This window comes from Pseudomonas fluorescens (genome assembly GCF_902497995.1).
Classification (GTDB): domain Bacteria; phylum Pseudomonadota; class Gammaproteobacteria; order Pseudomonadales; family Pseudomonadaceae; genus Aquipseudomonas; species Aquipseudomonas fluorescens_BK.
On sequence record NZ_CABVII010000001.1, the window covers coordinates 365,318 to 380,265 of the forward strand.

Annotated in this window: 16 protein-coding genes; 3 read left to right on the top strand and 13 right to left on the bottom strand. The window is 60.9% G+C overall.

Going from position 1 to position 14,948, the window contains the following annotated elements:
- Positions 1-3 precede the first annotated feature (3 nt).
- The 6 genes from benB to F8N80_RS01745 all read right to left on the bottom strand — a co-directional run bounded on the left by benB (position 4) and on the right by F8N80_RS01745 (position 5,720).
- Positions 4-492 carry a benzoate 1,2-dioxygenase small subunit gene (gene benB, locus F8N80_RS01720; RefSeq protein WP_150744382.1) on the bottom strand — a complete coding sequence of 163 codons (489 nt, stop codon included), beginning with the start codon at positions 490-492 and terminating at the stop codon, positions 4-6.
- Positions 489-1,853 (bottom strand): benzoate 1,2-dioxygenase large subunit, encoded by a 1,365-nt coding sequence (gene benA, locus F8N80_RS01725; RefSeq protein ID WP_150783084.1) that lies wholly within the window; start codon positions 1,851-1,853, stop codon positions 489-491. Before benA ends, benB begins: the two co-directional genes overlap by 4 nt.
- Before the next feature lie 280 nt (positions 1,854-2,133).
- A complete protein-coding gene (locus tag F8N80_RS01730) occupies positions 2,134-3,093 on the bottom strand; it encodes an AraC family transcriptional regulator (RefSeq protein WP_150744384.1) in 960 nt (319 codons plus the stop codon).
- A gap of 205 nt (positions 3,094-3,298) precedes the next feature.
- Positions 3,299-4,228: a catechol 1,2-dioxygenase gene (gene catA, locus F8N80_RS01735; protein ID WP_150744385.1), complete on the bottom strand. Its 930-nt coding sequence runs from the start codon at positions 4,226-4,228 to the stop codon at positions 3,299-3,301.
- Between the two features lie 51 nt (positions 4,229-4,279).
- On the bottom strand, positions 4,280-4,570 hold the full coding sequence (catC, locus tag F8N80_RS01740; protein WP_150744386.1) for a muconolactone Delta-isomerase: 291 nt from the start codon (positions 4,568-4,570) through the stop codon (positions 4,280-4,282).
- A 10-nt stretch (positions 4,571-4,580) separates the two neighbouring features.
- Positions 4,581-5,720 carry a muconate cycloisomerase family protein gene (locus tag F8N80_RS01745; RefSeq protein ID WP_191632840.1) on the bottom strand — a complete coding sequence of 380 codons (1,140 nt, stop codon included), beginning with the start codon at positions 5,718-5,720 and terminating at the stop codon, positions 4,581-4,583.
- 127 nt (positions 5,721-5,847) lie between these two features.
- On the opposite strand from F8N80_RS01745, the gene F8N80_RS01750 reads away from it, so the two are divergent.
- Complete coding sequence (locus tag F8N80_RS01750; RefSeq protein ID WP_150744387.1) at positions 5,848-6,732, top strand: LysR family transcriptional regulator; 885 nt, start codon at positions 5,848-5,850, stop codon at positions 6,730-6,732.
- A 44-nt stretch (positions 6,733-6,776) separates the two neighbouring features.
- On the opposite strand, the gene F8N80_RS01755 is transcribed toward F8N80_RS01750, so the two are convergent.
- From F8N80_RS01755 to F8N80_RS01765, 4 genes are all read right to left on the bottom strand, one after another.
- Positions 6,777-7,676 carry a polysaccharide deacetylase family protein gene (locus F8N80_RS01755; protein ID WP_150744388.1) on the bottom strand — a complete coding sequence of 300 codons (900 nt, stop codon included), beginning with the start codon at positions 7,674-7,676 and terminating at the stop codon, positions 6,777-6,779.
- Positions 7,677-7,774: 98 nt separating this feature from the next.
- A complete protein-coding gene (locus F8N80_RS31090) occupies positions 7,775-7,936 on the bottom strand; it encodes a hypothetical protein (protein WP_178084708.1) in 162 nt (53 codons plus the stop codon).
- A 66-nt stretch (positions 7,937-8,002) separates the two neighbouring features.
- Complete coding sequence (locus tag F8N80_RS01760; RefSeq protein ID WP_150744389.1) at positions 8,003-8,317, bottom strand: AzlD domain-containing protein; 315 nt, start codon at positions 8,315-8,317, stop codon at positions 8,003-8,005.
- A complete protein-coding gene (locus F8N80_RS01765) occupies positions 8,314-9,012 on the bottom strand; it encodes an AzlC family ABC transporter permease (protein ID WP_150783085.1) in 699 nt (232 codons plus the stop codon). The genes F8N80_RS01760 and F8N80_RS01765 overlap by 4 nt, the downstream gene beginning before the upstream one ends.
- 158 nt (positions 9,013-9,170) lie before the next feature.
- On the opposite strand from F8N80_RS01765, the gene F8N80_RS01770 reads away from it, so the two are divergent.
- On the top strand, positions 9,171-9,542 hold the full coding sequence (locus F8N80_RS01770) for a DUF2784 domain-containing protein (RefSeq protein ID WP_150744391.1): 372 nt from the start codon (positions 9,171-9,173) through the stop codon (positions 9,540-9,542).
- A 6-nt stretch (positions 9,543-9,548) separates the two neighbouring features.
- On the opposite strand, the gene F8N80_RS01775 is transcribed toward F8N80_RS01770, so the two are convergent.
- Positions 9,549-11,126 carry a sensor domain-containing diguanylate cyclase gene (locus tag F8N80_RS01775; RefSeq protein WP_150783086.1) on the bottom strand — a complete coding sequence of 526 codons (1,578 nt, stop codon included), beginning with the start codon at positions 11,124-11,126 and terminating at the stop codon, positions 9,549-9,551.
- Between the two features lie 150 nt (positions 11,127-11,276).
- Entirely contained in the window at positions 11,277-11,804 is a 528-nt protein-coding gene (locus tag F8N80_RS01780) for a DUF3087 domain-containing protein (protein WP_150783087.1), read from the bottom strand.
- 215 nt (positions 11,805-12,019) lie between these two features.
- Between F8N80_RS01780 and ppnN the strand changes: the two genes are divergently transcribed.
- Complete coding sequence (gene ppnN / locus F8N80_RS01785; RefSeq protein ID WP_150783088.1) at positions 12,020-13,393, top strand: nucleotide 5'-monophosphate nucleosidase PpnN; 1,374 nt, start codon at positions 12,020-12,022, stop codon at positions 13,391-13,393.
- Positions 13,394-13,511: 118 nt separating this feature from the next.
- On the opposite strand, the gene F8N80_RS01790 is transcribed toward ppnN, so the two are convergent.
- On the bottom strand, positions 13,512-14,945 hold the full coding sequence (locus F8N80_RS01790; protein ID WP_150783089.1) for an FAD/NAD(P)-binding protein: 1,434 nt from the start codon (positions 14,943-14,945) through the stop codon (positions 13,512-13,514).
- Positions 14,946-14,948: the final 3 nt, after the last annotated feature.

Sequence of the window (14,948 nt, forward strand, 5' to 3'; positions counted from 1 at the left end):
GCCTCACAAATGGTAAACATCGATGACCTGGCGAACGTAGTCGTTCTTCAGGATCACTTTCTTGGCCTTGATCAACGGGTTTTCCCCGCGCACATCGAGGGTGTAGAAGCTGCTGCCGAAATAGCTGTCGACGGTCTTGTAGCGAAAGCTCAGGGTGTGCCAGTTGAAGCGCACCTTGCACAACCCGTCGGCCTGTTCGAGCAGCTCGATGTTGCTGATGTTGTGGGAGGTGCGAGTGTCCGGCATGGTGGCGCTGGACCGCTCGGTCTTGATCCGGAACACGCGGTCTTCCAGGCCGGTGCGGTTGCCGTACCAGATCAGCGAGATTTCCCGCTGCGGGTCTTCGGTCAGCTCGTCGTTATCGTCCCAGGATGGCATCCAGTACGTGGCGTCCGGGGCATACAACTCCAGCCACTCATCCCATTGCCGGTCATCGAGGTAGCGGGCTTCGCGATAAAGAAAGTCGCGCACGGCTTCATAGGTGATAGTCATTGCACGGCCTCCACTGCAATCAGGTCGGACTGCTCTGCGGCCAAGGCCTTGAGCATGGTCTGCTGCCAATACTTGTGCTGCAGCACGAACAGGCCTTCGTCTTCGGTGCGTACGCCGCTGAGCAGCGGATGCAGATCGATTTCCCTGGCCGCCTCATCGGCGCCTTCGACCCAGTGCTCGGCACCACGGGACATGTCGTTCCAGGCGGTCACGCTGCCCTCATAACTGGTCTGGCAGGAGCGAAACTCTTCCAGGTCGTCCGGGGTGGCCATGCCGCTGACGTTGAAGAAATCCTCGTACTGGCGAATCCGGCTCGAACGGGCGTGGTCGCTTTCGCCTTTGGGGGCGATGCAGTAAATAGTGATTTCCGTGCGGTTGACCGAGATCGGCCGGGCGACGCGGATCTGCGAGCTGAACTGGTCCATCAGGTACACGTTCGGGTACAGGCACAGGTTGCGCGAGTTCTCGATCATCCAGTCGGCCCGAGCCTTGCCGAAGTCCTGGGCCAGCTCGTCACGACGCTCGTACAGCGGACGGTCCTCAGGGTTGGCCCAACGGGTCCAGAGCAGCATGTGGCCCTTGTCGAAGGAGTAGAACCCCCCGCCCTGCTTGGCCCAGCTGCCGGCGCTCATGGTCGGATTGTCATCGCCGGCCTCGCGCTGCTTGCGCTGGTTCTGGGTCGCGGCATAGTTCCAGTGCACGGAGCTGACGTGATAGCCGTCAGCACCGTTTTCGGCAGCGAGTTTCCAGTTGCCTTCGTAGATGTAGCTGGAGGAACCGCGCAGCACTTCCGAGCCATCGGCGGACTGGTCGACGATCATGTCGATGATCTTCGCCGACTCGCCCAGGTGCTCGACCAGCGGCAGCACATCAGCGTTGAGGCTGCCGAACAGGAAGCCGCGATAGGATTCGAAACGCGCCACTTTGGTCAGGTCGTGGGAGCCTTCGCAATTGAAGCTGGCCGGGTAGCCCGCTTCGGCCGGATCCTTGACCTTGAGCAGCTTGCCGGAGTTGTTGAAGGTCCAGCCGTGGAACGGGCAGGTGTAGGAGCTCTTGTTGCCGGACTTGTGCCGGCACAGCGTCGCGCCGCGATGGCTGCAGGCGTTGAGGAACGCATTGAGCACACCGTCCTTGTTGCGCGCGATGAAGATCGACTGGCGCCCCATGGTGGTGGTGTAGAAATCGTTTTTGTTGGGGATCTGGCTTTCGTGGGCGAGGTACAGCCAGTTGCCTTCGAAGATATGTTTCATCTCCAGGTCGAACAGCCGTGGATCGGTGAACATCTCGCGTTTGCAGCGATAGATGCCCTGCTCTGGATCGTCTTCAAGCAGGGAATGCAGGTATTCAGGTCGCAGGGTCATGGCCACCGCCTCCATTGTTATTGTCAGGCAGGGCCATGCTAGGACGGAGGGAGGGTGCGGACTATCCGCCGGGTGCAGACCTGTATCCGTTTTGTGCAAAGGTCAATGGGGACAGGGTAGGAGCCGGCTTGCTGGCGAATCGGCACGACGCGGTTTATCAGAGACACCGCCTTCGCTGCGGTGCGGCGATCCGACAAGCCAGCTCCTGCAGGTTCATGTGGCGGTTATCTGTAGGCGCCAGCTTGCTCCTACAGGTGATCTGTGTCGCGATGATAAAAGGTCAATGCCTGCGTTTGAGGGTATCGGACGGCAACTCGCCGAACTGCTTGCGGTAGTTGTCGGAGAACCGCCCCAGGTGCAGGAAGCCGTAATCCATCGCCACTTCCGTGACATTGCGCACGTTACAGGTCGGGTCGCTCAGGCAGGCATTGATGCGCTCGAGGCGTTTATGCCGGATGTAGTTTTTCGGCGTGGTGCCGGCGTTGCGTTCGAACAGGCCATACAGCGAACGCAGGCTCATCCGCGCCTGGCGGGCCAGCTCTTCGCTGTCGATGTCCTGCTTGAGGTGACGATCGATGTAATCGGCGATCACCTCGAACGTGGCTGTCTGTGAGCCTAGACTGATACGGCTGACATTGGTCTTCATCAGGCTGAGCATCTTGCTGACGATGATCTGCGCGTAGTGCTCCTGCACCTTGGGAATCTGCTCGGTGGCCTCGGCTTCCTGGCAAATCATCGCCAGCAGACCGACAAACCCTTCCAGTTCGTCGAGCTGATATCGGTTCTCGAGGAACCGCACGCCTTGCCCCGGATAGTGCCAGCGCTGTTCGTCGCACACCGACGTCAGCAACGGGGTGGGGATTTTCAGGATGAATTTTTCGCAATCGTCCGAATAGGTCAGGTCCACCGGATCGTCGGGATTGATCAGCAACAATTCGCCGGGAGCGAAGTAGTGTTCCTGGCCGTGGCCGCGCCACAGGCAGTTGCCCTGCAGCAGGACCTGCAGGTGATAGATGCTTTCCAGCGCTCCCGAAGTCACCCGCACGCTAGCGCCATAGCTGATGCGGCAGAGGTCGAGGCTGGCAAATTTGCGGTGATTGAGGCTGGCCAGCGGTCGCCCGGCCCGGGGCATCAGGATGCAATGGTTGCCGACATGCTGGTTGACGTAACCCGACACCGCGTAAGGATCGGCGTGGTCGAATACGGTGCTGCGCTGACTCAACAATTGCGCTTGCATCATCGGGTCACTCTCGTTGTTGTTATCGGTTGCATCGTGGCTTGCGGGGCAGTGCTTGCAAGGGTGCGTCAGTGGAGCGACCTGTGGGAGCGGGCTTGCTCGCGAAAGCGTCAGTTCAGTCGACATTAATGTTGAATATGCTGACCTCTTCGCGAGCAAGCCCGCTCCCACAGGTTATTTCATGGCCCGGGTCCATTGCTTGAGGATATCAGTCCTCGAGCGCGCGAACCCGCTCGTTACGCTGCTGTTCATCGGGTTGTGCGCAGGTCTGCAAGGTGAAATCGAAGTCGATTTCGGCAAAACGACCGCTCACGCCATGGGCCGCTGCCCGCTCTTGATCGTCGCTGAAGGTGATTTTGGCGATCAGCTCATCACGGGTGGCATAGGCAAAATCGTCGTGCAGGTATTTATCGCCATCGAGGTTGATCTGAGTGGTCAGGTGGCGATGATCCGGCGCGGAAATGAAGAAGTGTACATGCGCCGGCCGCTGGCCATGACGACCCAACTGATCGAGCAGCAGCTGGGTCGGACCGTCCGGCGAGCAGCCGTAGCCCGATGGCACGATGCTGCGCAAACGATAGCGACCCTCGGCATCGGTGACGATGCGCCGACGCAGGTTGAACTCCGACTGCGTGGTATCGAAGTAGGAATAGGTGCCGCCGGTGTTGGCGTGCCAGACATCCACCACGGCACCGGGCAGCGGTTCGCCGGCGGTGTTGCGCACCTGGCCCTGCATGAACAGCACCACACCCGGATCGAGGCCGTCGTCCAGACGTGCTTCGCCTTCCGACAGCGGCGCCCCTGCCACGTACAGCGGCCCTTCGATGGTCCGCGGAGTGCCGCCAGCCTTGCCGGCCTGTTCGTCTTCAGCGTCCATCAACAGGTCGAGATAGTGTTCCAGACCGATCCCGGCCACCAGCAATCCTGCCTCCTGGCGCGCACCCAGCACGTTGAGGTAGTTGACGGCTTTCCAGAACTCTTCCGGGGTCACGGCCAGGTCTTCGATGATATTCACCGAATCACGCAGGATGCGGTAGACCAGGGCTTTGACCCGTGGGTTGCCGGCTTCGTTGAACAGACCGCTGGCCTCTTCGAGAAACTTCTGGACACTGGCAGTGTGGGAAATCTTGACGTTCATGGTGGTTCCTCATCTTGTAATTATAAGCGTAGCGAACTGAACAGGCTGGGTTCAGCGGTCATCCTCGCGAATCGACGACGGATGCCGGCACATCGCGGTGACCTCGATCGCCATGTACGGATACAGCGGCAGTTGCATCAACAGGTCGTGCAGTTCCTGGACGCTGTCGACATCGAACACGCTGTAATTGGCATACAGCCCGGCGATGCGCCACAGGTGCCGCCACTTGCCCTGCTCTTGCAGGCGCTGGGCCAGGGCTTTTTCGTCAGCCTTGAGCCTGGCGGCGGTTTCGGGATTCATGTCGACCGGCAGGTTCACGGTCATTTTTACGTGGAACAGCATGATGCTCTCCTCAGGCTTGGTGAATGGTCTTGTCGCGGCGGAAAAACGCCAGGCGTTCTTCATCCAGGCTCAGGCCCAGGCCCGGCGTTTTCGGTACATGCAGTTCGAAATCGCGATAGACCAGAGGCTCACTGAGAATGTCTTCGGTCAGCAGCAGCGGACCGAACAGCTCGGTGTCCCAGGCCAGTTTGTTCAGGGTGACAAAGGCATGGGCCGAGGCCATGGTGCCGACGCCACCTTCGAGCATGGTGCCGCCGTACAGGGCGATACCGGCCGCTTCGGCGATGGAGGCGGTGCGCAATACGGCGCGCGGACCGCCGTTCTTGGCGATCTTGAGGGCAAACACCGAGGCCGCGCCTTCGCGCGCCAGGTTGAATGCGTCTTCTACGCACTCGATGGATTCGTCGGCCATGATCGGCGCCGGGCTCATGGCATTCAGGCGTGCCATGCCTGCGCGGTTGTTGCGCGAGATCGGCTGTTCGATCAGGTCGATGCCATTGGTTCCCAGGATCCGGCAGGCGCGCAACGCCACCGCTTCATCCCAGGCCTGATTGACATCGACCCGCACGCTGGCGCGATCACCCAGGGCTTTCTTGATCGCAATCACGTGGGCCAGGTCGCGATTGACTTCACCGGCGCCGATTTTCAGCTTGAAGATCCGGTGGCGGCGCAGGTCGAGCATTTGTTCCGCTTCGGCGATGTCCTTGGCGGTGTCGCCACTGGCCAGGGTCCATGCCACTGGCAGGGCATCACGCACGCGGCCGCCGAGCAACTCGCTGACCGGCAGGCCAAGGCGCTTGCCCTGGGCGTCGAGCAAAGCGGTTTCGATACCGGACTTGGCGAACGTGTTGCCGCGAATGCTGCGTTCCAGACGCAACATCGCGGCGTTCACATTGCTGGCGTCCTGCCCCAGCAATAGCGGCGCGAAGTGTTTATCGATATTGGTCTTGATGCTTTCAGGGCTTTCGTTGCCGTAAGCCAGGCCGCCGATGGTGGTGGATTCGCCGATACCTTCCATGCCGTCGGCGCAGCGCACACGAATGATCACCAGCGTCTGGTTCTGCATGGTGTGCATCGCCAGCTTGTGCGGGCGGATGGTCGGCAGATCGACGATGATCGTCTCGATCGATTCAATGGCAGTTGCAAGCATGTCGATACCCGTCAGGTTCTTGAAGTTCTGATCTGGATTCTCGTACGGCTTTTTCCGGGCGGCCAATATAGAATTGGTCTGGCTTGATACCTTAAAGGTATTCAACCATTGCATATCGGGAGTCACCATGGAACTGCGTCACCTGCGTTACTTTCAGGTATTGGCCAAAACCCTCAACTTCACCCGTGCCGCCGAGCTGCTGCACATCGCCCAACCGCCGCTGAGTCGACAGATCCAGCAACTGGAAGACGAACTGGGGGTCCTGTTGCTGGAACGCGGGCGGCCGTTGAAGCTGACCGACGCCGGGCGCTTTTTTCATGAGCACTCCAGCGCCCTGCTCGATCAGCTGGGCAAGGTGTGCGACAACACGCGACGGATCGGCCTGGGCGAAAAGACCTGGTTGGGGATCGGCTTTGCGCCGTCGACCCTTTATGGCGTGCTGCCGGAACTGATTCGCCGCTTGCGCAGCGGCGACCCGCTGGAACTTGAGCTCGGGCTCTCGGAAATGACCACGCTGCAACAGGTGCAGGCGCTCAAGGCCGGACGCATCGATATCGGCTTCGGGCGGATCCGTATCGACGACCCGGCCATCATCCAGACCGTGTTGACCGAAGACCGGCTGGTCGCCGCCCTGCCCGCCGGTCACCCGTTACTGGCCGGGCCGATCAGCCTGCGCGCACTGGCGAAGGAGCCCTTTGTGCTGTACCCCGGCAACCCGCGGCCGAGCTATGCCGACCATGTGATTGCCTTGTTCGAATCCTATGGCGTGAGCATCCATGTGGCGCAATGGACCAATGAACTGCAAACCGCCATCGGGTTGGTGGGCGCAGGCATCGGGGTCACGCTGGTGCCGGCCTCGGTGCAATTGCTGCACCGCGACGACATTGGCTTCACCCCGCTGCTGGAAGACAACGCCACCTCGCCGATTATCCTCAGCCGGCGTGTTGGCGACGTCTCGCCGGGGTTGAATCATTGCTTGCGGATGATTGACGAGCTGTTGCCACCGGCATAAAGCCGCGATACGACAGGCGCCTGCGCCCTATGTAGATGCTGGCTTCAATGGTCATTGCCGTTCCAGAGCCAGTTCCAGATGCCCGGCAGCTTGACCGCCTGTGAACTGTCGCGAACGGTGCGTGCAATGGCGGCGCGCTGCAGCGCTGCCGTATCGTCGTAAAACGGCTTTTGCGCCACCTTCACCCCGGTCGCGCTGGCGCTCTCGAGGAGGATCTGCAGGTACTCCCGGGTATGCCGGGCGGTGTAGCGATTGAGATCGTGAAAGGTCACCACCACCGGAATCACTCCGTCCACCGTCGGCAGCTCGCCCCGGGCGATGCGCTCGCGGACTTCGGACAGTTGCCGCAGCATGCTGGCCCGTCGCCGGGGGCTGGCGTTGAAACCCCAGATCTTGCCGTCGTTGGCGCTCAGGTCGGTGAGCAGCAGATGCAGACCGTGTCGTTGATAAGCGGCAAAGGTGCGTTTGTCGTAGCTCCAGAATGGCGGGCGCAACAGGCTCGGTGGTACTCCGGTGATCGCCGCGATGTCGGCGCTGCCGTTGCCGAGCGACTGCTGCAGTTCTTGCGCGTCCAGCGAGCGATGATTGCTGTGCCCGGGCGTGGCGGTGTGCAAGCCCAGAATGTGACCTTCGGCCTGTTCGCGACGCATGATTTCGCGCCCCAACTCGCTGCCGCCGGCCCGTGAGGCGCGGGTCTGCACGAAGAACACCGCCTTGATGTCCGCTTGCAGGGGATTGCGCGCCAGGCTGTCGAGCACGGTCACGGTTGGATTCCACCAACTCGATGCACTGGGACCGTCGTCGAAGGTCAGCAGAAAACGGATCGGGGGTTGCGCACGCAGGCGTTGCTCGGTCTGCGGCGTCATTTCGATGGGAGAAGCGATGCACCCCAGCAAACCGACTGCGATGGCGAACGCCGATAGAACCTTGACCAGCTGTTTCATGTTTTGCCTTGGGCCAGACTGTTGCGCCCACACGTCCGTGCGGGCGCAGGTTGGATCAAGGTACACAGGGTTTGGTTCCAGCGATATGTGCAGATCGATCAGGGCTTCAGCGGGAATTCCTGGTCACGATCTGAAAGCTCTTTGCCGTCATCAGGGTGCTTCCAGGTAGGCGACGAACGCTTTTGCCGTTCGAGCTCTTCTTCGGTCGGTTCATCCATGTCTTCATCATCCGGATCCGGACGCTTTTGGTCAGTTGCCATGCTCACCTCTCTTCCTGAAGGGATCGGTCATCCACCTTAAGCGTAGAACAGTTTCGAGCACCCGACTCAGAGCCACCCGCGCAGCAAAAAGAAAAAGCCCATGCTCAACACCATGCTCAGCAGCGTGTTACGGGTGTAGAGCACCAGGCCCACCGCCACCAGTGAACTGATCAGATAGGGATTGTCCCACTGCAGGTTCAGCTGTTTGTCCGGCATGAACACGATCGGCCCGCAGATCGCGGTCAACATGCCCGGCACGGCGAAACCGAGGAACTGCCGGGCATTGCTGCTCAACCGCACCGGCAGACGCGGCTCCAGGAAGACATAGCGGTTGAGAAACACCAGCACGCCCATGCCGATAATCACTGCCCAGACCATCATGTGCGCGCTCCCTGGAATTTGTTGCAGATAAAACCGGCAGTCATGCCCGCCAACCCCGACAGCACCAGCGCCGAACCCCACTGCCAATAGCTGAACAGCACCGAACAGAACAACGAAACCGCCACGCACACCACGGTCGGCACATTGCGCACCACCGGCGTGATCAGGGCGATAAAGGTCGCCGCAATGGAGAAGTCCAGCCCCAGATGCTCCAGGCCCGGAATGCTGCTGCCCAGCACGATGCCCGCCAGGGTGAAGAGGTTCCAGGCGATGTAGAACGTCAGGCCGACACCCAGGGCGTACCAGCGATCGAACTGTTGCTTGTCGTGCTGGCTGGTCAGGGCGAACAGTTCGTCAGTGAGCAAAAAGCCCAACCCCGCCCGCCAGCGACCCGGCAACGGGGAAATCACCGAACGCATACTCATGCCGTAAAGCAAATGCTGGGAAGTCAGCAGCAAGGTGGTCAGCAGGATCGAAAAGATCCCGGCACCGCCCTTGAGCATGCCGATGGCCACCAGTTGCGCCGCACCGGCAAACACGATGCTCGACAAGCCCTGGCCTTGCAGGGGCGTGAGATTGGCTTCGATGGCCATGGAGCCGGCCAGCAGCCCCCACGGCGCCGTCGCCAGGGACAACGGCATGATCGCCACGGCGCCGCGCAGAAAGGCGCTGCGCGGCATGAATGAGTTGGACATAACGCTCTACAACCAGGGAAAGTCTGCAGACTGTGCCAGCACCCGCGCCTGATGGCTTGAACAATCTTGCGCACTTGCACGCAACCGTCGCTGATTTTCGCCTCCGTCACCCACCCGAGTACCATGGAGCCATTGGCATAACACTTCAGGGTGTCGACATGCTTTACCGAATCGCCGCCGACGGGCTGGTGCTGTTTCACCTGCTGTTCATTCTGTTCGTGCTGTTCGGCGGCCTGCTGGTGCTCAAATGGCGCCATTTGATCTGGTGGCATCTGCCCGCGGCCGTGTGGGGCGTTTCGGTGGAAGTCTTCCACTGGCCCTGCCCGCTGACTGAATGGGAAAACCTCATGCGCCACGGGGCAGGGCAAATTGGCTATGGTGGCGGTTTCATCGAACATTACCTGTTGCCGGTCATTTACCCGGCCGGCTTGACGCCGGCGATTCAGCTGGGGCTGGGCAGTGTGGTGCTGGCGATCAACGTGCTGGTCTATGCTCGGCTGATCAGGGTGTGGAAGTTGCGTCGGGTGTGATGTCACTCAGTTGGCAATCACGCTCATGTTCCGGCCGCTGGCCTTGGCGACATAGAGCGCCTTGTCCGCAGCGCTGACCAGATCATTGGGCTGATCCTGAGAGGCCGGGTCGTAGGCGCAGACCCCCAGGCTGACGGTGACCGTGCCCTCTACGCCCTCGCTGTGGGTGATGCCGGCCTGCTGCACCGCGCGACGGATTTTTTCCGCCACCAGAAACGCTCCCACATAGTCGGTGCCGGGCAACACCACCGTAAACTCTTCACCGCCATAACGCGCTGCCAGGTCACCGGGACGCTTGATGTGGTCACTGATGATCGTGCTGATGCTGCGCAAACTCTCATCGCCGGCCACATGACCGTAAAGGTCATTGAAGCGCTTGAAGTGATCGACATCGATTATCAGCAGTGCGAGGTGGGTCTGGCCACGCCTGGCTCGGCCCATTTCGGCAAGAATGAACAAATCGAATTGACGCCGGTTGGACAACCCGGTCAGTGCATCCTCCAGCGCCAGCAACTCAAGGCTGCGGTTGACCTCGATCAGCTTTTCCTGGGCATCGAGCAGTACGTTCTGGACGTGATTCTGCTGCTTCATGAGGCGAATGAGGCGATAACCGAATACCACCAGAAACCCGAGGAATAACGAAACGATGGCCGCACTCAGCAGCACCTGCTCACGCCAGCCGGCCAACACTTCCTCTTTATCCAGCGCAGCAAAGATGATCAGCGGATACCCTTCGACCCTGCGAAATCCGACCACCCGCTCGACTCCATCGACATAAGAGGTGACCGTGGCGAAGCCTGAGTCGCCCTTGGGCAACAATTGCGTGAACAGCGGCCCCTTGGCGACGCTGGTGCCGACTTCAGCCTCCTTGAACGGCCGGCGAACGACGATGCTGGCGTCGTCGGCGATCAGGTTGATCACGCCGTTATTGCCCATGTCGATACTGTCGTAGAGCGCAAGGTAATGACTGAGATAGAGGGTTGCCAGCGCCACGCCGGCGAAGCTGCCATCTGGATGATTGACCCGTCGCGACACCGTCATGATCCATTCACTGGTGGAACGACTCTTGATCGACGGGCCAATGTGCGGTCCACGATCGGGATGATCACGATGGAAGGTGAAATACTCGCGGTCGGCATTGTTCGCACCGGGCATGACGGCGCCGTTGGAATTGGCAATCCAGCGCCCTTCTTCGTCATAAACGAACAAACCGTGAAGCTGGCTCAGCTCACTGCGCTGGGCCGTGAGCAAACGCTCCAGCCTGGGCACCTGTCCCTGGGTGATGCCGTCGTTTTCAAGGCGGTCGACCAGGGTAAACAATAGGGTATCGGCCTGCTTGATTGACGCCTGTGCTTGCGAGGCCAGGGTCTGCGCAAGGTTGGACATCGCCACTTCCTTGTCATGCAGATGGTACTGGCGCGAGTTCCAGGCTTCCCAGATCACAATGGCGGTCATGGACAGGCACACCGCGAGCAGCAGAAACACTACAGAGCGAACCTTGATGCGGGCCACTGACTGCTCGGCGACCAGAGGTATGCCGTGGCGCGATTGTTCGATTCGATCTTTAACGGACGGATGACCCATGACGCTCCCTGATTCCTGATGAACCGGCGACCCATCCCGGTCGCCGTTGTTTTCTGCCGATTGTTGCGTTCACTATGCCTGATCAGTTCAGCCTGGTCCTCACCTGCCCGCAACCCTGGATCCCATGGTGCTCTGCCCACACCGTGGAGTCTACCGCGACGTCTGCTTCACCGCCTCGATCCAGGCCGGATTCAACCGGGTTTGTTCGGTGTCAATGCCCAGGGCTTCCATCCGCGCCTTGTGTTGTTCCATCTCACGCGTCAATTGGCTGTGATCACTGGAATTACCATCCAGCTCATGCATCTGGCTCAGCCCGAGATGGTAGAAGCGCAAGAGCTTCATCGCGCTCGGGTCGCCCTCCTCCACGGCTGCCGTGACCTGGTGCATGACGTTGGTGATGCTCATCAGGCTGCGCTTGAGCTGCCAGCCATAGACGGCCGGTGCCATCCATTCCCGGGTCCAGAAGGTGCTGCGCATCAACGCGACCATCAGCAGCACCGCCACAAACACGCCACCGACATTGAAGCGCAGGTTGTCCCCGCCGGGCTCGCCGAACAGCGCCACCGCCGCAGTGGACAACACCATCGCCAGCGCCAGGAAAATCAGGGCGATGATCACCGTGCTGCGGCGCGTCTGCCGTCGATAGGTTTCGGCGTTCTTCGGCTGGATTTCGAACATTGCGTCAGGTTTCCTTCGGACATGGGCAAAAAGTCTGCGGGGGCATTATCGCCTCTGCGGGGGATTTAGCTATGCTGGGGCTTCTTTTCATCTTTTATCGTCAAACGGGAAAATGGCGATCCAGCGCAGTTCGTGCCATCTTCTTTCATGGATGCATACTATTCGGATGCCCGTTGCCCTTCCTGGGCGAATGACATCGTTTTAAGGATCATTGAATGACCCAACGACATGTAATCAACGCCTCGGTCAGCCCAAAAGGCAGCCTGGAAACCCTCTCGCAACGTGAAGTACAGCAACTGAGTGAAGCCGGATCCGGCAGCACCTACACCCTCTTCCGCCAGTGCGCCCTGGCCATCCTCAATACCGGCGCCCATGTTGATAACGCCAAGACCATCCTCGAAGCCTACAAGGACTTCGAAATCCGCATTCACCAACAGGACCGTGGCGTTCGCCTCGAACTGCTAAACGCGCCTGCCAACGCCTTCGTCGACGGCGAAATGATCGCCAGCACCCGGGAAATGCTGTTCAGTGCCCTGCGCGACATCGTCTACACCGAAAACGAACTCGACAGCCAGCGCATCGACCTGAGCAATTCACAGGGCATCAGCGACTACGTGTTCCACCTGCTGCGCAACGCCCGCACCCTGCGCCCCGGCATCGAGCCGAAGATCGTGGTGTGCTGGGGCGGCCACTCGATCAACACCGAAGAATACAAATACACCAAGGAAGTCGGCCACGAACTGGGCCTGCGCAGCCTGGACATCTGCACCGGCTGCGGCCCCGGCGTGATGAAAGGCCCGATGAAAGGCGCGACCATCGCCCACGCCAAGCAGCGCATCCATGGCGGACGTTACCTCGGCCTGACCGAACCCGGCATCATCGCCGCGGAAGCGCCGAACCCGATCGTCAACGAACTGGTGATCCTGCCGGACATCGAAAAGCGCCTGGAAGCCTTCGTCCGCGTCGGCCACGGCATCATCATCTTCCCCGGCGGCGCCGGCACCGCCGAAGAGTTCCTTTACCTGCTGGGCATCCTGATGCACCCGCACAACGCGGGCCTGCCCTTCCCGGTCATCCTCACCGGGCCGAAACACGCGGCGCCGTACCTGGAACAGCTTGATGCGTTTGTTGGCGCCACGCTGGGTGAAGGCGCCAAGCGACATTACGAGATCATCATCGACGATCCGGCCGAAGTGGCGCGGCAGATGACCCAGGGCCTCAAGGCGGTGAAGCAGTTCCGCCGCGAACGCAACGACGCGTTCCATTTCAACTGGCTGCTGAAGATCGACGAAGGCTTCCAGCGTCCGTTCGATCCGACCCACGAAAACATGGCCAACCTGCAACTGAGCCGCAACCTGCCGGCCCACGAACTGGCCGCCAACCTGCGCCGCGCGTTCTCCGGCATCGTCGCCGGCAACGTCAAGGACAAGGGCATCCGCCTGATCGAAGAACACGGGCCGTACCAGATTCGCGGTGATGCGGCGGTGATGCAGCCGCTGGATCAGCTGCTCAAGGCCTTTGTCGCCCAGCACCGGATGAAATTACCGGGTGGCGCGGCATATGTGCCGTGTTATCAGGTGGTTGCGTAACAATATTGAAGTTGTTTATGTCATCACCTGCATACCGCAGGATGGTGGGAGACGCCGAACGCCATAACCTGTAGGAGCCAGGCTTGCCGGCGAAGGCGTCTTCATGGGCGATGGTCCGCTAACCGCCGTTAGCCAGTCGAGCGGCGAGAGCCTTGGCCTGACTCGCCACATCCGTCACCGCCGTACTCTCCCACCACATCCCACGCAACGGCGGCCCCATGGCAAACAGTCGAAATGCCGCATGCCCATCGACACCCACCACCGCACCATCAACCTCGGCCGCAATGCCCAACGCCAACGGCCCCGGCCGCACCAGCCCGCGAGCCAGCAATTGCTGTGGCAATGGCCGCGCCACCCGCCGCCAGTCATATTCAATGCCACTGGAATTGATCAGCGCCGCCCCACTGACGAGCACAGTGTCAGCTTCGCCCCGGCGGCGGATGCGAATGCTCACCTCGCCGCCCGCAGAAGGCTCCAGCCCCTTGAACGACGCCGCCTGAATCCGCAACCGCCCTTCCCCATGCAGCCGCTCCACCAGTTCGGCACTCAACGGCGGTGAACGGTGATGATGACTCTCCCACCACGGCCGCACATGCCGCACAAACTGCCGACGCTGTACGTCCGTCGCCTGATTCCACAACCGCCCGATATGCGCCCGCACCGTATCCAGCGGCGCCTGCCAATCGATGCCCTGGGCGATGGCGTCCCGGCAATGCCGGCGCAATTCGCGCATCAGTTGCCGCACCGTGCGAATGCTCGGGTCCTCAGCAAGAAAATCCGCCCAGGCCGGCGGCTGTCGACGCACATGCGGCAGCAGCCCATGGCGCGAAAACACCTCGATCGGCCCGCGATGCCCAGCCTGTTCCAGCGACACCACGGCATCGACCATGGTCAGGCCCGAGCCGATGATCAGCACCGTCGACTGCGGATCGAGCTGGCGCATGGCGGCGACATCCCACGGGTCGAGTGCCGCAGCATTCAACCCGCTGGATTCGGTCTGCGGTGTACGTGCGGCGGCAAACATACCGGTCGCCAGCACCGCATACGTACCCTGCAAGCGTTGCCCGTCACTCAAGGTCAGCCGCACCGAATCATCCAGGGTTTGCAGATCGACCACTTCAGCCCGCACATGCTGGACCGTTGAACCATCCGACGCGCCAACGGCTTGCGCCTCGGCCAATCGCTGCTGCACGTACAATCCGAAAATGCCCCGTGGCGGGAACAATTCGCTGACCGGCACATGCTGCTCGTCAGACTCCGGCCAGCCACCGGCCGCGATGAACCCGGTCAGCCACTGCGTCAGATCGTCGGCGTTGTCCGGGTCGACGCTCATGCGCGCCGCGTTGCCATTGAGGGTATGACCCAACTCAACCGCGCTATACGCCTCGCCCCGGCCAAGTTCGGCACGGGGTTCGATCACCAGCACCGATCGTTTGCCGGGCAGGCGCAACAGCTGCGCCGCCAGCATAGTGCCGCTGAGACCGCCGCCGACGATCAGGATGTCTGCATTGCGCAGGGCGTCGGTCACCGGTCCGCTTTGGATTTCGCTCATGCC